23 protein-coding genes are annotated in these 24,437 nt (G+C 42.6%); 13 read left to right on the top strand and 10 right to left on the bottom strand.

Annotation, left to right across the window (positions count from 1 at the left end):
* Positions 1-448: 448 nt before the first annotated feature.
* The 6 genes from ACPPVU_RS15490 to ACPPVU_RS15465 all read left to right on the top strand — a co-directional run bounded on the left by ACPPVU_RS15490 (position 449) and on the right by ACPPVU_RS15465 (position 6,440).
* A complete protein-coding gene (locus tag ACPPVU_RS15490) occupies positions 449-1,081 on the top strand; it encodes an isochorismatase family protein (RefSeq protein WP_426667427.1) in 633 nt (210 codons plus the stop codon).
* A 128-nt stretch (positions 1,082-1,209) separates the two neighbouring features.
* Positions 1,210-2,583, top strand: a complete 1,374-nt coding sequence (locus ACPPVU_RS15485) for an alginate export family protein (RefSeq protein ID WP_426667426.1) — start codon at positions 1,210-1,212, stop codon at positions 2,581-2,583.
* Between the two features lie 11 nt (positions 2,584-2,594).
* A complete protein-coding gene (locus tag ACPPVU_RS15480) occupies positions 2,595-3,347 on the top strand; it encodes a M17 family peptidase N-terminal domain-containing protein (RefSeq protein WP_426667425.1) in 753 nt (250 codons plus the stop codon).
* Between the two features lie 19 nt (positions 3,348-3,366).
* Complete coding sequence (locus ACPPVU_RS15475; protein WP_426667424.1) at positions 3,367-5,280, top strand: amidohydrolase; 1,914 nt, start codon at positions 3,367-3,369, stop codon at positions 5,278-5,280.
* 8 nt (positions 5,281-5,288) lie between these two features.
* Positions 5,289-5,726, top strand: coding sequence for a DoxX family protein (locus tag ACPPVU_RS15470; RefSeq protein WP_426667423.1), 438 nt, complete (start codon positions 5,289-5,291; stop codon positions 5,724-5,726).
* Positions 5,727-5,762: 36 nt separating this feature from the next.
* Entirely contained in the window at positions 5,763-6,440 is a 678-nt protein-coding gene (locus ACPPVU_RS15465) for a YoaK family protein (protein WP_426667422.1), read from the top strand.
* Between the two features lie 225 nt (positions 6,441-6,665).
* Here ACPPVU_RS15465 and ACPPVU_RS15460 read toward each other — a convergent pair whose 3' ends face one another.
* Positions 6,666-7,673 carry a zinc-dependent alcohol dehydrogenase family protein gene (locus tag ACPPVU_RS15460; protein ID WP_426667421.1) on the bottom strand — a complete coding sequence of 336 codons (1,008 nt, stop codon included), beginning with the start codon at positions 7,671-7,673 and terminating at the stop codon, positions 6,666-6,668.
* An 89-nt stretch (positions 7,674-7,762) separates the two neighbouring features.
* Here ACPPVU_RS15460 and ACPPVU_RS15455 point away from each other — a divergent pair, with 89 nt between their 5' ends.
* Entirely contained in the window at positions 7,763-8,179 is a 417-nt protein-coding gene (locus ACPPVU_RS15455; protein WP_426667420.1) for a winged helix-turn-helix transcriptional regulator, read from the top strand.
* A 38-nt stretch (positions 8,180-8,217) separates the two neighbouring features.
* On the opposite strand, the gene ACPPVU_RS15450 is transcribed toward ACPPVU_RS15455, so the two are convergent.
* The 5 genes from ACPPVU_RS15450 to ACPPVU_RS15430 form a co-directional block, all read right to left on the bottom strand.
* Positions 8,218-8,556, bottom strand: coding sequence for a single-stranded DNA-binding protein (locus ACPPVU_RS15450; RefSeq protein ID WP_426667419.1), 339 nt, complete (start codon positions 8,554-8,556; stop codon positions 8,218-8,220).
* Positions 8,557-8,818: 262 nt separating this feature from the next.
* Positions 8,819-9,409, bottom strand: a complete 591-nt coding sequence (locus ACPPVU_RS15445) for a hypothetical protein (protein WP_426667418.1) — start codon at positions 9,407-9,409, stop codon at positions 8,819-8,821.
* Between the two features lie 35 nt (positions 9,410-9,444).
* Entirely contained in the window at positions 9,445-9,690 is a 246-nt protein-coding gene (locus ACPPVU_RS15440) for a hypothetical protein (protein ID WP_426667417.1), read from the bottom strand.
* Between the two features lie 328 nt (positions 9,691-10,018).
* Positions 10,019-10,315: a hypothetical protein gene (locus ACPPVU_RS15435; protein ID WP_426667416.1), complete on the bottom strand. Its 297-nt coding sequence runs from the start codon at positions 10,313-10,315 to the stop codon at positions 10,019-10,021.
* A gap of 322 nt (positions 10,316-10,637) precedes the next feature.
* Positions 10,638-12,251 carry a Na+/H+ antiporter gene (locus tag ACPPVU_RS15430; protein WP_426667415.1) on the bottom strand — a complete coding sequence of 538 codons (1,614 nt, stop codon included), beginning with the start codon at positions 12,249-12,251 and terminating at the stop codon, positions 10,638-10,640.
* A gap of 780 nt (positions 12,252-13,031) precedes the next feature.
* Here ACPPVU_RS15430 and ACPPVU_RS15425 point away from each other — a divergent pair.
* The 6 genes from ACPPVU_RS15425 to ACPPVU_RS15400 all read left to right on the top strand — a co-directional run bounded on the left by ACPPVU_RS15425 (position 13,032) and on the right by ACPPVU_RS15400 (position 20,252).
* Positions 13,032-14,381 carry a TolC family protein gene (locus ACPPVU_RS15425; RefSeq protein WP_426667414.1) on the top strand — a complete coding sequence of 450 codons (1,350 nt, stop codon included), beginning with the start codon at positions 13,032-13,034 and terminating at the stop codon, positions 14,379-14,381.
* A 15-nt stretch (positions 14,382-14,396) separates the two neighbouring features.
* Complete coding sequence (locus ACPPVU_RS15420) at positions 14,397-15,464, top strand: HlyD family secretion protein (RefSeq protein ID WP_426667413.1); 1,068 nt, start codon at positions 14,397-14,399, stop codon at positions 15,462-15,464.
* 22 nt (positions 15,465-15,486) lie between these two features.
* The gene (locus ACPPVU_RS15415; RefSeq protein WP_426667412.1) at positions 15,487-16,998 is read left to right on the top strand and encodes an MFS transporter; all 1,512 of its coding nucleotides are present in this window, start codon (positions 15,487-15,489) and stop codon (positions 16,996-16,998) included.
* A gap of 69 nt (positions 16,999-17,067) precedes the next feature.
* Complete coding sequence (locus ACPPVU_RS15410; protein ID WP_426667411.1) at positions 17,068-17,427, top strand: hypothetical protein; 360 nt, start codon at positions 17,068-17,070, stop codon at positions 17,425-17,427.
* 12 nt (positions 17,428-17,439) lie between these two features.
* The gene (locus tag ACPPVU_RS15405; protein WP_426667410.1) at positions 17,440-20,019 is read left to right on the top strand and encodes a BamA/TamA family outer membrane protein; all 2,580 of its coding nucleotides are present in this window, start codon (positions 17,440-17,442) and stop codon (positions 20,017-20,019) included.
* 53 nt (positions 20,020-20,072) lie between these two features.
* A complete protein-coding gene (locus tag ACPPVU_RS15400; RefSeq protein WP_426667409.1) occupies positions 20,073-20,252 on the top strand; it encodes a hypothetical protein in 180 nt (59 codons plus the stop codon).
* Positions 20,253-20,380: 128 nt separating this feature from the next.
* Here the strand turns inward: ACPPVU_RS15400 and ACPPVU_RS15395 are convergent, their stop codons facing one another.
* The 4 genes from ACPPVU_RS15395 to ACPPVU_RS15380 all read right to left on the bottom strand — a co-directional run bounded on the left by ACPPVU_RS15395 (position 20,381) and on the right by ACPPVU_RS15380 (position 24,428).
* Positions 20,381-20,854, bottom strand: a complete 474-nt coding sequence (locus ACPPVU_RS15395) for an FUSC family protein (protein ID WP_426667408.1) — start codon at positions 20,852-20,854, stop codon at positions 20,381-20,383.
* 203 nt (positions 20,855-21,057) lie between these two features.
* A complete protein-coding gene (locus ACPPVU_RS15390) occupies positions 21,058-21,987 on the bottom strand; it encodes a YncE family protein (protein WP_426667407.1) in 930 nt (309 codons plus the stop codon).
* Positions 21,988-22,159: 172 nt separating this feature from the next.
* Positions 22,160-23,125, bottom strand: a complete 966-nt coding sequence (locus ACPPVU_RS15385; protein ID WP_426667406.1) for a 3-hydroxyacyl-CoA dehydrogenase NAD-binding domain-containing protein — start codon at positions 23,123-23,125, stop codon at positions 22,160-22,162.
* Positions 23,126-23,201: 76 nt separating this feature from the next.
* The gene (locus ACPPVU_RS15380; RefSeq protein WP_426667405.1) at positions 23,202-24,428 is read right to left on the bottom strand and encodes a CaiB/BaiF CoA transferase family protein; all 1,227 of its coding nucleotides are present in this window, start codon (positions 24,426-24,428) and stop codon (positions 23,202-23,204) included.
* Positions 24,429-24,437: the final 9 nt, after the last annotated feature.

Raw genomic sequence — 24,437 nt, 5'->3', positions numbered from 1 at the left:
ATAAGCATCAGTGATATGTTGTTATAAGTTCCTGTATCTAAATAGCTTATCTTATATAAATTTAGGAAATCAAATTAATTTCTCAATCAAAACTTTCGTCTCTCTACCTGAAATATTGTATGGTATCCCTATTTCTTACCCTCTTCTTTTTCACCAGCTGAAAATCAACCTGTTTTACACGGCAAAATTTGGATTGTAAAACAACAATTTCTTTGTCCTAGAACTGACTATGCAATGCGGAACTCAATACCTGTGACTTCTAACTGCACATATTGTTTTAATATCAAAAACCCCCACATGCATGACATTTCGCAAAAAAAATCGTCATTATTGCGAAAAAGCGACTCTGAAAATCGGGTAATTTATTTATAGAATCAATTGATAATTAGCTATTTAAAGCAATGGCATGTTGTTTTCAATGTGATTGATAAATAAATTAAATCGTATTATGAATCCATCACCAAAATTACTGTCTCCGGCAAACCATGCCCTGGTACTTATTGACTTTCAAGGCCAAATGGCGTTTGCAACCAAAAGCATCGATATGAATGAACTGCGTACTAATGTCGACATTATCGCCGGTGCATCCAAAATCTTTAATGTACCAACAGTCGTAACTACAGTTGCTGAAGAAACATTCAGTGGTCCGGTATTCCCGGAAGTCGAAGAAAGCTATCCGCAGCTAACCTCCGGGTATCTCAACCGGACAAGCATGAACACATGGGAAGATAAAGCTGCATACCAGGCCATAGTTGGTAAAGGCAAACAAAAAATTGTTTTTGCGGGTCTGTGGACGAGTGTCTGCATTGTTAGCGCGGTGTTATCAGCTATCGCAGAAAATTACGAGACCTATTTCATTACTGATGCATGCGGCGATCTTACTGCTGAAGCGCATGAAAGAGCTGTGGAAAGAATGGTACAGGCAGGCGCATATCCAACAACATCTTTGCAATACCTCCTTGAACTGCAAAGAGACTGGGCAAGAACAGAGACTTACGAGGCCGTTATGCAGCTCGCAATGAAACATGCTGGCGCCTATGGTATAGGTATACAGTATGCCCGCAAAATGCTTCACCACTGAGATTGACCAGTTAAAATGCTTCATCTCTATGGTGGAGCATTTTAAATTTCTGAGCTCAAATTCTTATAAAGACAGGGTAAAAATTCAATCACTATATGATTCGCCTAAAATTCATTTTACCAAAAAGTGTGAAACTTAACGTCCTTTTCCTGCTGGCAGGAATTTTCTTATCGGCAGAAAAAACTACTGCTCAGAGTTTCAGGCTGATGCGATACGATGAAGACTACAGTTTTTTGAGAAAAGACTCTGCATTAAGTTTTTATGACCATCTGAAGTTTATTCCGCTTTCTGCCAACAAGCATGATTTTTTATCTATAGGCGGAGAAGCCAGGATGGAATTTGATGCATTTAATAATGAGGACTGGGGACAGCACAATGCAGGCCACGATAACTTTTTTCTGCAACGCTATGACTTGCACACCGATTGGCACTTCGGAAACAGCTTCAGGGTATTTGTCCAGCTCAGAAGCGCCATTGAAAACGGAAGACCAACTGGTCCCAGGCCTATCGATGAGGATCAGCTGAATGTCCAAAATTTGTTTGCTGACGTCAAATTGTGGCGGAGCAACAACGATTCCCTGATTCTCCGGGGAGGAAGACAGGAATTGAACTATGGTGCCGGACGACTCATTTCTGTGAGAGAGGGACCTAACGTCAGGCTGTATTTCACCGGGCTGAAGGCAATTTACAAATTTAAGAATTTATCGGTCGATGCTTTCGCAATGGAAGCATCCCAATTAACGCCTGGCGTCTTCGACGACCGGATGTCGAAACAGGTCAATCTTTGGGGCCTTTATTCGACTTTAGCTTTGCCGGGAAATAAAAATGTCGACTTCTACTACATCGGGAATCACCAGGATAACGTGACCTATGATGAGGGAACAGGGAATGAGACGCGGCATACGGTCGGTGCACGCCTATGGAAAAATAACGGCGGGTTCTTCTACGACATAGAAAGTGCATACCAGTTCGGCACATTTAAGACCGGTAATATCAGCGCCTGGACGGCGTCCTTTGATTTCGGATACCTTTTCAGCGATCTCAAGTCAAAGCCGTCCATCGGTGTCCGGAATGATTATATATCGGGTGACAGCAAAAGGGGTGATGGTGATTTGCAAACGTTTAATCCTATTTACCCCAAAGGAGGGTATTTTGGATTTGATCCGCAAATCGGCCCTGTCAACCTGATTGATATTCACCCTTATGCGTCCATCATTGTCCTGCCCAAGGTTACCTTCCTGGCTGATGTCGTGTTCAACTGGCGATACTCTTTAGACGACGGTATTTACAGGCCCAGCGGCAGCTTTCACCTCAGCGGCGCTGGCTCCGACAAAAGGTATATCGGGACGGATTACCTCGCCAAACTGAGCTATGCCCCCAGCCAGTTTTTTAGTATGGATTTCGGGATTCAATACTTAGTTACCGGCCCTTTCATCAACAGTCAAATACCAAATCATAAAAACACGATCGAAACCAACTCAAGAATATCCTTCAAATTTTAAAATCAAAAATTATGAAATCGTACAAAACCAAAGTTAAGTTATTCCTTACCGCATCATTTTTTGCCGGCTCTCTGCTAATGGCGACAACCCCTTTACGGGCACAGGACGTTCCGCAGGGAAAGCCAGTCCTTGAACCCGTAGGAACACACGCTATCCTGGGCAGAGCCGACGGAATTGACATTGAGGCGGTGGTTCAGAGCCCGTCAAATCAGGAGGCACCGCTACAGGTTATCTGTGTATTCGAGTACACAGAAGGGGACATCTATACTTCGCCACCGGCCTTACCCGCAGCCGCCAATGGCCTGGTGCATGTGGACAAGCAACTAAACGGATTGCTGACCGATTTGAGAAAAAGCGGAAAATTTAAAGGGCAAAGACTTGAAACGCTGCTCATCACCCCACCAAAGGGCACGATAAAAGGTAAGCAACTATTGATTCTAGGGCTGGGAGACCGGAAGGACTTTAGCCCCGACCTGATGATCGATATGGGTCGCGTGGCCATGCGTGAAGCATTGAAGCTGGGCGTAACCAGTTATGCGTTTGCAAGTGATCTGAAAGATGGCGGGATAGATTCTCCGACTGGTTTGATATCCTCGAATGTTGTAAAAGGAGCATTGGACGGCTATGAGACCGACCTCTATCTTCAAAGCAAACATGCATCCGCCAAAAAGCCGCTGACCAAAATTACCTTACTGGCGGGCCAGGCTTTTTATGATATATCCGGAGGGGCGATAAAAGAATATCTCAAGACCCGCGAAAATTAATCCATTTAAAATTAAGAACATGACAAAAGCTGATTTAATACTTTACAACGGAAAAATACATACCGTTGACGAGGAAAATCCTGCCGCCAATGCGGTGGCAGTTAAAGATGGCAAATTTATAGCAGTAGGCAGTAATTCACAGTTAATGGAATATACCGGAGCCGCGACCCGTTTAATTGACCTTAACGGCAAAAGAGTTGTACCGGGCATCAATGATTCCCATACCCACCTGATACGCGGCGGGTTGAATTATAACCTGGAGCTGCGATGGGACGGTGTGCCGTCCCTGGCCGATGCCCTGCGCATGTTGAAAGAGCAGGTTGACCGGACGCCTTCGCCCCAGTGGGTACGTGTGGTCGGTGGTTGGACAGAATTTCAATTTGCCGAAAAGCGCATGCCTACCCTGGATGAGATTAATGCTATCGCACCGGATACTCCTGTTTTTATTCTTCATTTATACGACAGGGCATTACTCAACCGGGCCGCCTTAAAAGCTGTGGGCTATACAAAGGATACCCAGGCCCCCCCCGGAGGATTTATTCAAAAAGACAGTAAAGGCGAGCCTACCGGGCTCATCATAGCCACGCCAAACGCCATGATCCTGTATTCAACCCTTGCCAAAGGACCAAAACTGCCTTATGAACAACAAATGAACTCTACGAGACATTTTATGAAGGAACTGAATCGCTTTGGTATCACCAGCGTGATTGATGCTGGGGGCGGCTTTCAAAACTACCCTGATGACTACAAAATAGTGGACGAATTGCATCAAAAGGAGCAACTTACTGTGCGCATTGCTTATAACCTTTTCACCCAGAGGCCCAAACAGGAGCATGAAGATTTCGAGAACTGGATAAAAACAGTAAAACTCCACCAGGGTGATGAAATGTACCGGCATAATGGCGCGGGTGAAATGCTTGTATTCTCAGCCGCAGATTTTGAAGACTTCCTGGAGCCAAGACCGGATCTGCCTGAAAACATGGAAGCTGAACTTGAAAAAGTGATCCGGTTGCTGGTTGAAAACCGGTGGCCATTCCGCCTCCACGCTACATATGACGAGAGTATCGGCCGTTTTCTTGATGTGTTTGAAAAGGTCAATCGTGATATACCTTTTGGTGATCTCCATTGGATCATTGATCATGCAGAGACTATAACTGAGAAAAATATAGAGCGGGTAAAATCATTGGGAGGTGGCATTGCAATACAAAGCCGTATGGCCTATCAGGGAGAATACTTTACCGATCGTTATGGTGCGGATCAGGCACAGCATACTCCTCCTGTAAAACGTATGCTGGATATGCAAGTACCAGTAGGCGGAGGCTCCGATGCAACCCGCGTAAGCAGCTACAACCCCTGGGTGTCTTTATACTGGCTTACAGCCGGGAAAACGGTAGGTGGTTTACGGCTATATAATGAGAATTCGCGCCTGAGCAGGGAAACTGCATTGAACCTTTACACCAAAGGAAGTGCCTGGTTCTCTAGTGAACAGGACAAAAAAGGGACGATCAAGGTTGGAATGCTTGCCGATCTGACCGTACTGGACAGAGACTATTTTACTGTCAACGATGAAGAAATTAAAAATATCGAGGCTGATCTCACAATCGTTGGAGGAAAAATTGTCTATGCAAAAGGCGATTTTTCTTCTTTCTCACCCCCACCCATACCGATTTTGCCCGATTGGTCGCCAACCCTGATCTATAATGGTTACTATCCGGGTTCAAATAACCTGGGGACATCAGCGGTTAATATTAAGGCGACTAAAAAAGATGTTGTCAAAAATGAACAGCATTTATTATTATCCAGGATACACCAGTGTGCAGGAAGTTGCGATGTACATGGACATAACCACAATGTTGCCCGGAAAAGCGATATACCGCTTAATAACTTTACTGCATTTTGGGGTGCCCTGGGCTGCTCTTGTTTTGCTTTTTAAAAATAAACATGATGGATCTGATCAAAACTATTCTCTACTCTGATGCAGGCACGACAGTAAATAACTGGGCTCTTTTAGGTTTCAGGGTACTACTCGCCTTGGAATTGTTCCGGGTGCATGGAATGAAAAAGTTCAAGTTAGTTAATGGCCAAAAGGTGCATGAGCCAAACCCATTCCATTTACCTGAAAAATTGAACGGACTGGTAGCTACATTTGCCGATACGGTTGTTCCATGCCTGGTTATTCTGGGAATAGGTACCCGGATTGCGGTGCTCCCTACTCTTGGAGTAACCGCAACCGGCTATTTTGTCGTACATCGTAAAGATTCTGTCGAGGTTAGAGATGTACCCTATATGTATACATTGTGTTTTTTATTCTTAATGATAGTTGGAGCGGGCATATTTTCTGCTGACCATTATTTTTATAAATTATTAACAGATAAATAAATTTAAGCCTGGCTTAGTAAAAATATAAAGTTTTATATGGAACAGGAAAAACTTGTCGGGATTACTTCACTGCTATTATCATTTGTAGCCGGCTTTTGTGATACGGTAACGTTTGTGGCGGCGGGTGAATTATTTTCGGCCCATGTCACGGGTAATTTTATAGTTTTTGCTTATGATATTATTAAACACGCTAACGCAGGCGCATGGCAAAAACTTTTAACTTTCCCCGTTTTCATACTTGCTGTTATGACCGGCGGACGTATCAGCAGGAAATGGACCAATATGTATATTCTGCTTATTCTTGAAGGTATACTGCTTTTGATTAGTGGGTTAATGGCTTTAGCCTTAAAAAATGTCAATGACACCACTCAATGGCAGGTACTGCTGATTGCCATGATCATTGTGGTCGCTTTAGGTTTTCAAAACACATTTGGTAAACTGTTTAATAAAGCCACTTATGGCCTTACAACTATTATGACCGGAAATGTAACCCAGGCATCCCTCGATTTTATCAAAGTTGTAACTGTCAGGCCATTCGATGCGGATGCTTGGGGAAGCCTTAAAAAACTGTTATTCCTGATCGTTGGTTTTTTATTCGGTTGCCTGTTCGGAGCGTTAATGGCGGCAAAAGTGGGATTATGCGCGGTAATATTACCAGGATTTATCCTTTTATTCTGGCTTTTTAAAATTAACCGGTTAAATGGTAAAACCTGATTTACCGGCGAATTTGATAGATTAGCAACTCTGCCAGACTCCCCAAATTATAAGATATAATTGAATGCAGGAATACATTATTATTAGCAACTGCATATTTTCCATAAGATGATGCCGTCTAACTATCGGCATCATCTCAGAAACTCTGTTACCGTTTAAAGAATTATGAATCAACTCTTAGAGCTGCTCAAATTGTCATATGTTGCATTCTGCACCACGTGACCGTTAAACTGTGAGTACAATTTTTCCGGTATGCTGGTTGGTTTCCAGGCTGCGGTGTGCATCGGCAACATCGCTTAGCTGGAACTTAGGGCCAACTATTGGCAGAAGCTTTCCGCTTTCTACACCAGCTTTCACAAACGCTATAGCTGCTTGTTGTTTAGCATAATCCATAAGCAAGTCCCCCACGTTGTATCCCTTGATCGAAAGCATTTTTAATAGGACAGGAACCGCCGGCCATACTGCAGGTTCAAAGCTCAAAGCGCCGTAGGCAAATATTTGCGCACGCTCGGCCGCGGCGGCTACAAGAGATTCGAAATGCTTCCCGCCTACCGCGTCAAGAATAACGTCGGCGCCCTTGCCACCGGTTATCGTCGGGACTTCTTTCGCAATATCCTGTTCACTTGTCAGGATTACGTGTTGTGCACCCGCGTCCAATAGTGCTTGTTTTTTTGATGCTGAGCTAGTAAGGGCAAGGGAAACACCGCCTAACAGGTTAACCATTTGAACTATGGCAAGTCCGGTGTTGCTGGAAGCAGCGTTAAACAATACCGCTTGGCCAGGTTGTAAATTGGCTCCGTCTACCAACATACCATAGGCCGCAATATAGCTTGTCCAAAGTGCAGCTGCCTGTTCAAAGCTTAAATTTGACGGGTGTTTTTGGATAGCGTAGGCCGGCAGCAGGACGAACTCCCCGTAGGTGCCATATTGGTGATTAGAGAATGCCGGTACCACACTTACCACTTCCCCTGGAGCAAGGTCTTTTACTTCTTCTCCGACAGATTCTATGATACCGGCAGCTTCGAACCCAAGCATAGATGGGAAGATCGGTTGTTCTGAATAATAACCGCTTCTGAACATTGAATCAACGCGGTTAAGACCGATTGCTTTTACTTCCAGACGGATTTCCTGAGGGCCGGGTGCTGGTATATTTACTTGCTCTAACTTTAAGACTTCTGGTCCACCTGCCTGGTGGAAACGTACACCTTGTACTTGTTTTGTTTGAGTTGACATTTTTTCTTTTTTTTCTGCAAGTTTAAAGCATATACCTTAACTTTGCTGTGTTACCAACCCAATGTATGATACATACAAAAATGTAAGTAATGGCAAAAATCAAAGAAAACTCAACAAATAGCCTTAATCGCAGATTCTTAACTGACTGTAATCTGACCTATGCCGTGCAGCTAATGGGCGGCAGATGGAAGCTATTGATCTTAATGCAGCTGAATACGGGCACGCAGCGATATGGGGAACTGAAGAAAAAAATTGCAAATATCACTGAGCGTATGTTGACATTACAGCTACGTGAGTTGGAGGCGGATGGATTAATTGCCCGGCATGTGTTCGCAGAAGTGCCGCCAAGAGTAGAATATACATTAACCGATATTGGCCGGGAAATTGTACCCATATGTGACGCCCTTCATGCCTGGGGAACCCGGCACAGATCTCAGGTTGTTGGTGAAGTTTCAGCGTTATCACATGAAAATGTAGCTGTAAACAATATGCTAACAGGGATATGACTAATTTGGAACAGATCTTTTCATTAATTAAATAAAAATCAGTTGTTCATTCTTTTGAAGCCATTTTTCCCTGGAATGTTTAAGATTTTGATGTTTGATGTTTTGAAGATCAAATTTGCCCGTGCAACCCCGTCTTTGTTAACCCATGAGCCCGCCCCCATATGCCCCATTAATTCCACCAGGGTCCCTTCATTGAGAAACTCGGCAACTCCCGGATTAAACCAATAATTACATTTCACATACGTGCTGGTTTTTTTGCGTTTACCGTTCTTCGTGTAATCCTTTTCATTCATGACGATCGTAAAATTGGTTACCAGTTTACCACTGTTTACTTCCCTGACCAAGGCATTTGCGGTCAATTTTCCTTTGACTTCCATAATCTGAAGTTTTTTAATGCACCTATAAATAATTTCGGCCCCGTTGATTATTCATTCAATCGCTGTACTGATTTGTGGCAATTAGCCGCCATACAATAGCTGCAATTAGAATAATGAACCTGAAGCCATGCCTGTCAATTCAAAATCAATAGTAAAACCCCAAACCTGAATGAAATAATTTCATCCAGGTTTGGATAGGATTGTCAAGGATCGATGTTGGGATTATCCACAGTGCCGGGCTATTCTTCCCCGGCGGATCTCCCTATTTCGTACAAAAAGCGTACGCTACGCGTAAGGCAAAAAAGTGTCCCCTGCTGCTGCCATTGTTTTGAGTAAAGTTGGTGCATCCCTCCCACCGAACACCGGCATCCAAAAAGTTCTTTCCGCCTAATGGTATCTGTGTGCCTACCTGGGGAGCATAAATGAACGTACCTGTTCTTTCAAAACCGAGGGTAGATTTATTGGTCACGAATGCCGCGCCTGCTTCCAGCTGCAAATAAAGGGCGCTGATCGGAAAGTATTTTAAACCGAGTTTTACCGGTATAATATTAATATCAGGGGCTTTTATTCCAGTGCCAAATACGTTATTGACCCCGAAAAATTGGTTGTACCCTGTATTGGCTGTAAAGTAAAATTGGTCTGCAACCGGAAAGTCGGCCTCTATAGACCCCCCTACCATCGATTTATGTGAATCTTTAAAGGAACCTGTGGCAAGTCCCCCATCCGCACCTACGCTGAAAATGATGCCATTTGGTTCTTTACTGGCAGATGTTGATCCTGTTTGCGCTTTTGCTGTTGCGGTTATACCTGTGATAGCCGCGAATAAAGCGGCGGTTTTGAATAAGTTTTTCATTGTTGTTGATTTTAATTGTTATTGATAATCTGGTTTCAGTTATAAATGGCATAGAGCAACTCAAAGAAAATCAGATAAAGGGAAATCAGCTTCCCTTTAATTTCCAGACGCCTTTCAACAGGAATATGAAACCGGAAAGTCTTATTCTCCAGGTTTGCCTCCCATGCCATGAAACCCGCTTTACCGACTTTTGAGCTGCTATTGATAAATGAATTTTGTCCTTTTCCTGTGGTAAAAGAGACCCCTATCGGGGGGACACATTTATTTAAAGTCTTCATCATCCATTGTGCTGGTTAAATATCACATTGACATTATTTTGAGTTGCCATTTCATCTCCTCAGGGTTACTGATTTTATCCCATTCACCAAATGCCTGAATGGTCTGATAATTCACCTTCAGGAACTGCGGAGATATAAGTGACCACCATTAAGCAGATAAATAAAATTATTCTGGTTGTTGCGAATATTAATTCTTCCATTGCATTTTAATTGATTAATAAATGGTCATGATCATACCCATTCTTTGCACCATAAAAGGATGAAGGCAAATTCACAGTAGTAAATCATTGATAAACTATTGTTTACATTTATAAGATATTATTACGTGCTTCTACTTGTCTGTTATTCCTCCCTTCGTTAATGAGTTTTTAGTTACTTCAGTATTTATAAGCTTCACCAGGTCTGCTAACTTTTTTCTCCTGCCAAATGAATAATCGAAAATCATAATACCCGAATCCTGCAAATACACTATGCCCCAGTATGGCTCGTTGTCACGCAGAATCGATTCGCGGTTTCCCAAGCCAAAATATAGGCCATTAAAGAATCGTTCTTCCTGAAGCAGACTGAGTCGGTGGTGCGCTATAAAAGCGGCGCAGCAATTGCTTTTTGTTTCGTTACCCGTTTCCATATTATTATCTTATTTATCGCATGAGGGTGAAAATTATAAGGAGAAGCTATGCAGCTTCCACGAAGACAAAGTTCCTGGTAATCGCTTAGGGCAAGCTTTGATTTTCAAGCAATATCATTTTAAAATCAAACAGGCTTTTTGCTAAACGAAGGGGATCAGTCGCCGTGTTGTCTTACCTCCCTCCTGCTACTCGTTCAGAAAACTATAGGCAGCAGCAAGTAAAACTGTATTTTGGTCTTGAAATTTAGCATGTAAAACGATTTTGCAGGATACCGGCATCATGCAAATGGACTCAGATAGCTATTGAACGCAGAGCTACCAGTTATACCGGTTTATTTGGGTCGCCAATCTTCAACTCATCCAGATCGATCTGAACTAATAGTTGCCGGATCAGTTCGTCGTTAAATTTTTTTTCCTTTCGCAATATGAAAAGTTCTTTACGCTGGTCTGAATAAATATCCCTTAAGACTGTATTGAAAAGTTCCGTTTTCTCATGTTCCTTTTTGGCGAATTCCCATGAGCGAACCTGTAGATTAGTATTGACAATTTCCTTTTCCAAATTGTTTTTTAAAGCGCCGAGGCGTTCATTATCTCTGACTTCGAGTGAGTATTTATCGTCAAGCTTTTTTAAGGCAACCTGTATTAACCTTGCACGGATATCATCATGCTGCCTGTCTTCCAGAATGATATCATCGGTTTCTGTGATCCGGATTAATTTGATTACAAGCGGCAATGCCAGGCCCTGTATTACAAGGGTAATAAATATGACAATAAATGTTATAAATAAAATCAGATTTCGAAATGGAAACGGAACATTATTTCCCATTAATACCGGGATTGACAATGCGGTAGCCAGCGACACGCCTCCCCGCATTCCGGCCATACCCATAATCAACGGTCCCTTCCATCCCAGTGAAGAGCCTTCACGGGTAGCTTTACTGAACCACTTCCTAACATACAAGACCGGATAAACCCATATAAACCGCACAATTATAGTTATCGAACTAATCAAAATCCCGTACTTAATTGCCTCGGAAGGGGAATGATTTCCCAGCCCATTAATTATTTCAGGCAGATCAAGTCCTATAATAATGAATACCAACGCATTTAACATAAATGTGATCGTGTTCCATGTTCCCACCATATTTAAACGTGTTTCTCCTTTGCTAAAAAGCTCGAGGGAACGGAAGGATAAATACAAACCGCCGCTTACTACAGCCATGATACCCGAGAAGTGAAATTGTTCGGCTCCTAAATATAGTACATAGGGCGTCATTAAAGTAAGCGCTGTATTGATGTTCGGGGTAGTTGGCAAAAAACGGTGCACGGCATACATCAGGTGTGCGCCAACAAGGCCAATAAAGACCCCCATACCTGTAACCAGAATGAACTCGCCAACGGCTGCTGGCATTGAGAAGCCCCCCGTCACAACAGCCGCTAAAGCAAACCGGCACACTATCAGTGATGACGCATCATTTACCAGGGTCTCTCCCTTTAATATAATTAATATGGTCTTAGGAACTTTCATTCCCGTCAGTATATTTTCAGCGGCAACGGCATCGGTCGGTGAAATAATACCGCCAAGTAAAAAGCCTAAGGGGAGCGAGAAACCGGGAATAATATTAAATGCGGCAAAGGCCACGACCATTGATGTGAAAAACACGAGGTCAAACGCCAAAAATGCAATGGTACCCTTCCGCCTCCAGAAATCATTCCAGGAGGTATACCAGGCAGCCTCGTAAATTAATGGTGGGAGAAAAATCAAGAAGATCAGTTCATGATTAATTCTGATTTTTGGTATTTCGGGTATAAAACTGATCGCTAAACCAGCCAAAACCAAAAAAATCGGGTAAGCGATTTTTATTCTTTGAGCCAGCATGATTAACAACAGCACAATAAAAAGCAATACCAAAACGAATAATAATTGTTGATGCATTTTTCTGTCAATGGTTATGTCAGGAACAGTCCATCGATGAAATAATATTTGGATATACCTGTGATTTGTCAGAACATTTCAGCTTGCTGTAAATCTTTATTATTTCTCAGATCAGGGCCATTCCAGGGTGAAAACACCTTGATATTTTCAGAAACAAATTTTAAGATTATTCAGTGGAGATCCCTTGTATTTTCAAACTAAACCCTATTAAAATCAAAGAAAGCTGTCAATATGCCGGCCTAAAGGCTAATGCAGGAGAGTATTGCAAATGGATTGTTTCCATGATCTGAATCTTACAGATATTATTACACCACGACAGGTCGACCCGATTAACTAATTATGCTTTCCTGTATTACAAATCCCAGGCATCGACCCCATATAAGGTTCTCTCATTTCCCCAAATAGCCAGATAGTCAAAAATAAGTAGTGTTAAGTCAACAGTCGTAAGTCGAATTTTTCCCCATTCCCTTACTTAGAACTTAAGACTTTAGACTCAGGACTAAACGTCAGTTCTTAATTGACACGACACTAGTACTTGTAATCCATTCCGTAACGCTTTTATGATTTGGCCCTGCTATGATTCTTATGATCCAACTAAAGATTTGATTATAAAAGTTTATCGTTTGATTTTTAAAGTTCAGGGGATTGAAAAGAACTGATTTTTGTTTTGAGAAACGCGACGTGAAATATCAAATGACTAAAATCTATAAATATGATATTAAAGTTCCGGTTCTTAAAAAGTGATAAGTACAACGGTAAGAAATATTTACAATCCCTCAGATGCTAAATCCAGATTATAAAATAAAATATAAATATACAGCATTGCTGATCGGTTTTGCGCTTCTGTACGGACCGGCGCTCCAGGCTCAGGACAGTTTATCTCATAAAGTATTAACGCTACCACAAGTTGTCACCCTTGCAGTAAACAATAGTGTACAGCTTAAAGTAGGAGATAAAAATACAGAACTGGCACGGCAGAAAATTGAGATCGATAAATTATACAAGCTTCCTGTAATTTCTTCTTCTGCAAGTTATGGCTATATCAGTAATGCAGATATCTGGACCCCAACCTTTTCCGGGCACGAAAAAGGCCATATCCCCCACCAGGATGCAAATCTGACTGTTCAGGCCGCGGAGGTAATTTTTAAGGGAGGCGAAATCACCAATACGCTCAAACAGGCGTCGCTTGAAGAACAGGTGGCTGCTTTGGCCCAGGAAAAAAACACCGAGGATATTAAATTCCTTGTTGTGGCTCAATACCTCGACATTTTCAGGTTTATAAACCTGCGGCAGGTTTATGTTAATAATGCTGTCCTGGCACAGCACAGGCTGGAGAACATATTGTCCCTGGAAAAGCAAGGCCTGGTTACCCAAAATGATGTTTTGCGAACAAAGCTTACACTGTCCGATTTCCAGCTGGCCATACTAAAAACAGACAATACCATCGCTATTCTGAATAAACAATTAAATATGGTTACAGGCCGGGCAGACTCGGCCAGGCTTGTACCTGACAGCACTTTATTGCAATATCAAATGCACGATAAAAACTTGGCTGCCTTCATTGAACAAGGGTATCAGGAAAATCACGAACTAAAGATTGCGGCGACTGAAAACAGGATAGCTGAAACAAATATTAAAATATCAGGCAGCGACAGGTATCCGCAGATAAGCCTTTACTCCGGAAGCGCTTTGCAGCGTCCTTTTCTGTATAACATCCCTGCAATAGATATCTATTATAATATATGGCAGGCGGGCATTAGCATAAGCTATAATATCTCATCCATTTACCAGTCGCCCCGAAAAATAAAGGCCGCGAAAATAGCGCTGGAGCAGTCATTGCAAAAGGAAATTTTACAAAAACAAAATATGGAAGTGAATATTGGCTCACGGTACATTAAGTATAGTGAGGCAAAGGATGAGTTGCAAACATATAGAAACGACCTGAAATCAGCAGAGGAAAACTACCGTATCGTTGAGAAAAAATACTTTAATCAACTGGCTCTGCTCACAGACCTGATAGATGCAACCAGTACTAAAATAGAAGCAGAAACCAAAGTGACTAACGCCGAGATCAATACGGTTTATAACTATTTTCTCTTACAAAAAGCAATCGGAAATTTAAAATTTTAATAAAAACATAGCGATATGAGCGATTTACAACCTGTTAATGAAAAGCCAAAAAGCAAGGTAAAGATTATTCTATTAAATAGCATACTCGTTATCTGCATCCTTATTGCAATTATATGGGGCATTTCTACCTATTTCAACCTGGATCATTTTCTTTATACCAATGACGCCCAGGTAGAGGAATACATTAACCCGGTTAATGTCAGGATACCGGGCTATATCAAGGAAGTGAGGTTTGAGGAACATCAGCACATAAAAAAAGGCGACACGCTTGTCATTATAGATGACAGAGAATATAAAATACAGCTTGAACAGGCGGAAGCAGCATACCTTACGGCGCAGGCCTCAAAAAATGTAACCTCCTATTCGGTTAACACGGTACATAGCAATATAAACGTTACCGATGCTAATATTAAAGCTTCGGATGCCAGGGTATGGAACGCAGAGCAAAACTACCATCGCTATGCCAATCTTCTGAAAGACGGCGCCGCGACACAGCAGCAATTTGACCAGGTTAAAACTGAATATGATGCCTTGGTGGCCCAGACCAATGCACTAAAACAACAACGTCACACCACCAGCCTCTCAACGGATGAGACCTCAAAAAGGATCATGGTAAACGATGCCGAGATCAAACGCACCCATGCCCTGGTGGATATGGCCAAGCTCAATCTTTCTTATACCGTGATACTGGCACCCTATGATGGGGTAACAGGCCGTCGTAATATACAGGAGGGACAGTTGGTACAAGCCGGGCAAACACTGCTGTCATTTGTAAGAAATAATAGTAAATGGGTTGTGGCCAACTATAAAGAAACCCAGGTTACCAAGCTGCACATAGGGCAAAAAATGAAGTTAAAAATAGATGGCCTCGATGACAAGGAAATTTTTGGTAAAGTGACTGCTATTTCACAGGCTACAGGATCAAGATATTCGGCCGTACCGGTCGATAATTCAACAGGGAATTTTGTCAAAGTGCAACAGCGTGTTCCTGTGAAGATTGAATTTGATCCTGCCGCTAATCAAAGCAGTGATATTGACCAATTAAAAGCGGGAATGAACGTCGAAGTGAGGATTGCAGAATAATAATAACAAACAAACTGACAGCATGGAAATCTATGATTTATTATATAAGTGGGTACCCGTATATCTCCGGCTTCCGATATTGTTTATCCTATTCTTTGTAGTGCTGACTGCCAATGGAGTTTTTGCGGGAAATATAACGGACATGTTCAGCAGTCTTGGTGAATACAATGAACCATACACCCAGGCTGCCAATGCCATGTACATCGGGATGGGTCTGGGCCTTATTCTTCATACCCGGATGAAGATGCGATTTTCAAGTAAAACCCTTCTGATAGCCGGGCTGTCCGGTATGCTTTTAATGAATATTATTTGCGCAACAACCAGTAATCCAACCCTCACTGTTTTTGCCTGCCTGTTCATTGGGATAACAAAAATATCCGCCCTGATCGAGGTTTATATTATATGGATGATCATCTGGAGCAAAAAGCTCGATACAAAGAAGTTATATCCTTTTGTATATTTTACTGCCCTTTGCGGGCTGTATTTTGTGACCTGGCTGACCACACGGCTCGCGTACGACTACAACTGGCGATTTTCTTACATCGTGATATTCATCATGCTGTTGGTTTGCATCCTATTGGCTTTAATATTCGCCGAAAACCATCCCCTAAAAAAAAGACTGCCGCTGTACCAGATGGACTATCCGGGACTGATATTATTGGGTGCGGCTATGCTGCTTTTAAATTACGCGGTGGTAAACGGCACAGTGGAGGATTGGCTGGAATCAAAAAAAATCGTAGCAGCATTATTTGGTGCGGTAATCAGCTTCTTATTATTCATCAGAAGAGAATTAACAACAAAGCATCCGATTTTTGATATGCAAACATTTAACAAGGCAAATTTTCGCCTTGGGTTATTGTACTTTTTTTTGCTGGGCATATTTATCCCCGGCACTTTCCAATCGGCATTTTCGGGTGGTATCCTTCACTACGAAATGATCAGGAACATGGAACTTAATCTTTACCTCATTCCAGGCATCATGCTGGGCTGTATTTATTGTTACATCTGGTACCTGAAGGAATTCGATGAGGAACTTTTAATTATGACGGGCTTTCTGGCATTTGTGATCTATCATATCCTGATGTACAACAATTTTGTAACTGACTTTAATATCCAGGGTTTTTTAATACCATTAATTATCAAAGGGTTTGGCCAGGCTCTGCTCTATATTTCCGTAGGCCTGTTACTGACGAGAAATTTTAGCTTAACAAAAATAATGGGGGCAGGTGGCGCAATGCTTATTGTCAGGTCGTTTTTAGGAAGCGCTGTCTGCTCTGCCTTTTACTCTTATTTCCTTTACGCCGAAAGAATAAAGCGATTTAACTATCTGGCCGGGCTGACTGATCCAAACAATTCACTGATAAAAGAGCACGGGACAAGCATCGATTTTTACAAAGACCTTCAAGGTCAGGCTGTCCTGACTGCGTCTAAAGAATTGTCTGGCTACATCATTATTGCAGGCATTATACTATTGACCATATTATTAATAAAGTACATCTATCAGAAGTTAATGAACAGGATTATTGCCAGTTGAAGGTATTGAAACCGCGGTTTAACGAAAGAGGGAAGTATAGTATTGAAAGGGATAAAATTCAAGATTCTCATGAATACCACTAAGAAAAATTGCATAAAGCTGAATTGTTTGCTAACACGAATGATCATTAAACTGCATGAAAAGGGCTATTCGGAAGATTTTATTAGGGTGGATGAAGGAAGATATGTCTGCGTTCAATGCAACGGGGAATTTTCCGTTTCGAATTTACAGATTAAGGTATTTAATCTGGCCTTTGATCGTTTTTCCGGATGTTATAAATACGTCCATACGATTGAAACCCATTCAGGCCTGAAGGGCGTCTTTATCGCTGACTCGCTTCATTTCAATCCGGTTTTGATTGAAATGGATAATAAGACTATGGACACGCCTGAAATAAAGAAAGAGATCGTTGCCCGGGCTAATCATTAATCAATAAAAGTTATGTCAAAGAAAATATTTTTACTGCTGCTGGTCATCGTTTGGGCCCGGTACAGCAATGCGCAGGGAAGTTCTGCTGCTTCTACTCAAAAAAAGCAATTTCAGGACAGCGTGATCGTTCAGGTTCACGCTTCTTATAATGACGTTAATGGATTCCACAGGTGGTTATTTGGGGAAAATTTCCGTCGGGAGTGGGCAGCCAAAGTAAAACTCCCGGTAATCAGGATCTCAGAGTTTCAGGGTGGCCTTCGCCCGTTGCAATATGGAGGAGGCATGGAAACGAAGTCGATAAGGATGCAGGATAAAACCGGCAGAGAATGGGCCATTCGCAGTGTGGAGAAAACCCCGGACAAACTGTTGCCGGAAAACCTGAGGGGCACTTTTGTATTGGACTGGGTAGATGATGAATATAGCGGTCAGCACCCCTATTCTGCGTTGATAGTGCCGCCGCTGGCTGATGCTGCGCGGGTGCCGCATACCAATCCGGTAATAGGCGTTCTGGCTCCGGACCCAGCCATGGGCACCTTTGGCAAAGCGTTTGCCGGCCGTGTGGTTTTAATGGAAGAACGTGAACCAACAGGGCCGTCACAGAACACGTTGAAAATGCTTAAAGAGCTTGAGGACAGTAATGATAACCGGTTTGATGGAGAAGAGTTTTTGCGGGCGCGTATGCTGGACCTCCTTATCGGTGACTGGGACCGTCATGAAGATCAATGGCGCTGGACGAGCACCAGGGACGGAAAAGAAAAGATATATACAGCAGTTCCCAGGGACCGTGATCAGGTAATGCATGTTGACCAGGGTGTTTTTCCTACTATTGCTTCACTCCCCTGGGTATTTCCCTTACTTGGCAATTTTGACGGAACCATACCCCATGTAAAATACTCTCTGTACAAGACTAATTTCATTAAAGCGTTCCCTGATGCACAGTTCAATTACTCCGATTGGATGCGCATAGTAAATGAATTTGTAAAGGCAGAAAATGACGAGGTGCTGGAGGCAGGCATTAACCGTCTTCCAAAAGAATTGTACCCTATCCGGAATAAGGAACTGCTTTCAAAGCTTAAAAAACGGAGGGACAATATCCCCGCTGCGATGTCTGAATATTACTATTTTATAAACAGGATAATAGATATTCGGGTAAGTGATAAGGATGAACAGGTGACGATAAATGATGCACCCGATCAGGGAATGCAAATTATTATCTCCAAACTAGGTAAAAATGGTAAGGCAAAGGAAAACCTGATGGACATAACCTACCAGCCAGCTATCACTAAAGAGATCAGACTTTATGTGTCCGCAGGAGACGATCATGTAATTATTAATAATAAAACGTCGCCCATTAAATTAAGAATTGTAGGGACTAATGGAAGTAAGACCTATGAAGTAAAGCAGGCGTACAAAAAAATACAGGTGTATGGCAGAGCAGATAGCGTCAACTTTACCGGGGAGGCAAACCGGCTCAGCAAACATCTGTCTGATGATACGTCAAATACCCATTTTGTTGCTACAAATCCTTACAATGTATGGACGCCACTGGCCACGGGTGCCATCAACAGGGACGACGGATTTCTACTGGGGTTGGGGTTCAGGTACACCGGAAAAGACGGGTTTCGTAAACTACCCTACTCTACTATACAGGAGGTAATGGTTGAACACTCTTTTAAAACAAAGGCATTCAATATTAATTATAATGGCCAGTGGATGCAGGCTATTGGAAAAGCAGATATTACCCTAAACGCGCTGGTTGATGCACCTGACAATACCATGAACTTTTTTGGCCAGGGTAATAACACTGTTTTGGACAAGACCGGGGATTATCATACATATTACCGCACAAGATTTGACTTTTACCAACTTGATCCGGCATTGCGCTGGCATACCGGTAAGGGCAGTACTATTAGCCTGGGGCCGTCATTTCAGTTTTACCACTTTGATGTGAATGGAAATACCGGAAGGTCGATCAACCAGCCAGGACTTATTAAATCCTATGACAGTACGAGCTTCGACAAAAATAAGTCACATGCAGGCTTTATCGCAGATTATATCAGCGATAAAAAAGATAACAAAATTTTGCCTACAAAAGGGTTTTACCTGAATGTAAAATTGGAAGGATATGCCGGCTTAAATGCGAGTTCCAAATCATTTATGCAAATCAGGCCCGAGTTCACTTATTTTCAAAAGATCGATTCTGGTGCACGACTGGTACTTTCTGACCGGATAGGTGGCGGAGCCAGTGTCGGGCATCCGGCATTTTACCAGTATATGTTTCTTGGCGGGCAAGGTAATCTTTTAGGTTATCTGCAAAACAGGTTTTCCGGGCAGGAAATGGCATACAATAATTTCCAGGCGAGGTTCAGAATAGCAAATATTGGCGGCTATATTCTACCTGGACAATTAGGTATTACGGGCTTTTATGATGTAGGGCGGGTTTGGATAGATGGGGAACATACCGGGGTATGGCACCAGGGCACCGGCGGCGGACTTTATTTCGCACCTGCCACGATGACGGTTATACAGGTTATTGCGGGCCACTCCAAAGAAGGCTGGTATCCCTACATAGCCTTTGATTTTAGATTATGATTGTTGAAATGGTTCCATTTATTATATTAAAATCATTTATATAAATACACTTTATGAGAAGTATCTCATTGATTTTAAAACAATTTTCAAGGTCGGTTTTACTGGTAGCCGGACTTGCTATTTGTGTATTTACAGCTTATGCCCCGGGCGATGCTTCCAAAGGCGGGTACCTGTTGTACTGTAACAACATATGCGGCGGCTATTATAACATGCAAAAAGTGAAACTGTTGTAACCGGAAGCGCTGATCAGAGAAATAATGCGCCGCCAAACAGGATATTATTTATACAATAAATACTTATGCTACTATGTCAACATTAAATCCCAAGACAACCGGGAGCTCAAAATGTAACTATTATTAGTTTAAACCTTTTTTTCTGAAGATTGCTGGGTGATCAAATTAAAAAGGATAGTGATCAACAAAGCGACCGTGCAGCCAGCTACCACACAAATTACGCGCTCCAGAGCCATGTACCAATGTTTGGTTTGCTCCTGCTGCAAATTACTGATCACCAGTGCAGCAAGAGCTGTTCTCAATGTACTTGTAATTCCTAACACAATCCCTGTAACAATCGTTAATATCACTCCCAGGCAAAGTATCATTATATCAGGTAATTTTAATGGATAAAGAGCAATACCTACAGCACAGCCCAGAGCATTGGCTTTCATCCGGTCATAGGCCAGACGGTTACTTTGGTCCGGGGAAAGAACCAGCACAACAGAGACAATGGCCCAATTGAATGGATATTCGGGAATATAATAGTACAAAGCATAACAAATTACCACGCCAATTAAACATTTTATCAGATAGGCGATATAGGATGAAGATTCCGGCATGAGATATTTAATCCAATTTGGTGTAACTAAGTAAAGGCATGTTTGAATTATCAGATTTTATTGGCTGCCCGCATTTAAGAAATTGTATAAATCTTTATACATTATTTGTTCGGATTTGATATTAAAAAAGAAAAACTGGAAGTCCTGTAATATCATTTGGGTAAAGGATACAGGACTTCCAGTCAGCTTAAAATATAACCGCCTTAAGCTTTTATTAAAGCGCCGTCATTTAAATATGCGATACCTGTAAACATGGCATCCCCTGAATATAATAGACGGCGAACACTCCCATCCAGGCTGCAGCAGTACAAATTACCTCCCAGATCAACTGAAAAAGCGCGCTCATTTTCCAGGTCAAGAGCCAGTCCTATTGCTTCCTTATACCCGTCATTAATTATTTCCGGCTTAGGCATCACTTGGTTATTCCAAATCGGGGCACGGTTTAGTGTATTACCGTTCGGCGGAGCGCCCCTGTCAGTCCAGTACAGATGTCCGTTCCTGTGATCAAATTCGAGATCAATGGGTTCAGGAAGTTTATCCCATAGCAATTCAATATCCTTCCTGCTAACGGGGTCCTGTCCTTGTGGTAACTCCATTGGTGCGCGAAACATTCGTCCGCGACCTGCCTTTTTAGGTCCTTTCTGCGTCCAGTAAAACTGTTGGTTTTTGATATCCAGTGCTATACCAACGCAATGCCGGGTCTCATCCAAACGATCCGTTTCGCCCCTCCCCGTTTCTACCAGGGTGGTTATATTTGACCCATCCATTTCAGCCCGCATTACCCGCATGCCTTCACGGTCACACCAATAAATCCTGCGTTTGTCGATGTCCAATGCTAACTGTTTTGGCGTAAAGGTTCCCCCTGCCGGAACGATTACCGTACGGTTGGAACCATCGAAATCAATCCTTTCAATTGAACCATCATTTTCGTAAAAATGCCCTGTGTCTTTTAATTGAACGCCCATATTTGTCCAGTAAATATGTCTACGGACAGGATCAATAGCTATTCCGTCCGGGGATCCACAGTTCTCCAGGACAGTTGTAATATCAGAACCATCGGTACTCATTGAAAGCATTTTTCCATGTTTTTCATCCAGTACAAGCAATCTCCCGTTATCATTATTATTTTTCATACATTTCGTTTTAGGCATGGCGATCCAATCAGGTATCTGAATCCTGTCGATACCTTAATGGACGCCATACATCAATTTATTTTAAACACATTCTTGTTTACTATGCCATTTAGGTTTACTGGCTCCGCTTCGCATATTCCTTGTCGTAAATACCAAGGCTTAACACCTCTATTTATTCATTAAGCGCTTTCATAATTGCCAACTGCTGCTGGTCCCTTTCGCTTGCCAATTCTTCGTATGGAATTTTACCGTAGCCGTTATTCGACTGCTCTATTAATAAATCAACCGTAGGCTTGTCAAAATGCGGATCACCTAATAAGGTCCATAAATTTTCAAGCATTGGCCCAAGATGTTTAAGGAAATGAGGTAATCCTTCGGGGCCACCGCCTAATGTAAAGGTTTTGAATGGTCCGGCGGCTGCCCATCTGAGTCCGATTGAACTGGAAACGATAAGATCCAAATGTTCCATAGTTACAACACCTGTGCTGACCAGGTAGACGCTTTCACGCATAAGGGCTGCCTGGAGCCTGTTTGCAACAAATCCCGGAATTTCCTTCTCTATTACAATCGGCTTTTTACCAATTGAAGTATAAAAATGTACAGCCTCGTCAACTGCTTCTTTACTTGTATTTGTTCCGGGGACTACTTCTACCAGGGGAATCAGGTGCGGAGGATTAAAAGGGTGGCCTATTAATACCCTGCTTGGGTTCTTCATTTTTGCCGTAAAAATTGTAGCAGGAATGCTCGATGATGATGAAAAAACCAATGCGGATGGTTTCAGATAACTCTCGAAACCCGCATACAGATCCTGTTTGAAGCCAACATTTTCAGGACCGTTTTCCTGGATAACGTCTGCATCTTTTACAGCCTTGTTAACATCCTTTTCAAAAGAAAGGTCTTTTGTCAGGTTATCAATGTCATATCCCAGCGATGCCAGGGAGGGGCTTATTTCCTTAAGGCCTTTAAGGGTGGCTTCTTCGACATCGGGCCGCGGATCATTTACGATTACGTTAAATCCATTGGCAAGGAATAGGCCAATCCAAGAAATCCCGATGGCCCCCGCACCAATTACCGCGATTGTTGCAGGTGTTGCAAAAACAGTTTTTTTTTCTGTTGTATTAGAAGATTGAGTGGTCATAATTTATGTTTTTAGATATTAATAATTAACTCTTGTTTCAATAGTATTTTAATTGAAAATGCAGACAACCGGGGTGTTAAGTTTTAGGAATAGCGCCTTCATTACGCAAATTCTCTATTTCAGCGGAATTATATCCAAGTTCACCAAGTACTTCGATGGTGTGTTGTCCAAGGCTGGGGGCCGGCCGTGGAAGTACCTTATTTTCTCCCTGAATCTTTAAAGGGCTATCTACTGTCAGTGAGGTAGTGTCTTCACCATTTTGAATTGGCCGTAAGATTTCGTTCACTATCAGTTGCTGGTCGCTTGCCAGTTCTTCAACTGTCTGAATCACACTAAAAGTAACTCTAGCCTCGTCCAGACCTTTACGCCAATAGTCAAGGGGCTTTGTTAAAAACTCCTTTTCCAATATTTGCATCAGTGCTATTGCATTGGCTCTGCGCATTTTTGAATTCGCGAAGCGGCTGTCTGACAGAAGATCGTCGCGTCCAAGCGTTTTTACCAGACCCGGCCAGTCTTTATCTTCCTGTACCATTACAAGTACCAGCCATCGATTATCGAGGGTTTGATAGGTGTTTGTAAGAGCGTTATGCGGATTCTTGCGATCTTCTTTTGATTCTGGAAATTTTGCACCGTCCAATGCGGCCTGTAGCCAACCGGCAGCTGCCCATGATCCTTCAGCAATTAAAGAGGTTGATACATGGCATCCGGTTCCCGTCTTCTCGCGCCGGTACAGACCGGTCACGATTCCGCCATATAGTGTGCTGGCCGTCGCATGATCGCCAATCCCTGAAATCGGGAACGCAGGCGGACTTCCATCATTTCTGGCTGCGTCCATGAGGCCTGTACGAGCCCAATAGGCTGTAACATCAAAACCCGGTTTGTCCGCTTCCGGGCCCTTTTCGCCATAGCCGCTGATGTCTGCGTAAATAATTTGGGGATTTATCCCTGAAACATCTTCATAGGTTAATCCGAGCGCCTTTCTAACGTGCGGGGGATAGTTGATAACAAATACATCCGCACCTTTGATGAGTTTTCGTAATACTTCAAGTCCACCCGGGTTTTTCAAATTCAAAGCAATGCCGCGTTTGTTCCGGTTGGTCAATTCCCAAAAATAATTCCGGGCTGCTACGGGGTTTGGCGGCAAGAGGTAAAGGAAACGATGTGGGTCACCACTTTCCGGCGGTTCCACTTTTATAACGTCTGCCCCGAAGTCTGATAAAATCGTGGCGGCTGCCGGGCCAGCAATGAAGCTGGCGCAGTCGATAACCTTAAGTCCGGCAAAAATTCCAAGTTCTTGTGACATAGTGTTCTT

Origin of the sequence: Mucilaginibacter sp. McL0603 (assembly GCF_049992945.1) — a bacterium.
Taxonomy (GTDB): domain Bacteria; phylum Bacteroidota; class Bacteroidia; order Sphingobacteriales; family Sphingobacteriaceae; genus Mucilaginibacter.
This window is presented reverse-complemented; position numbering and strand designations above follow the sequence as displayed.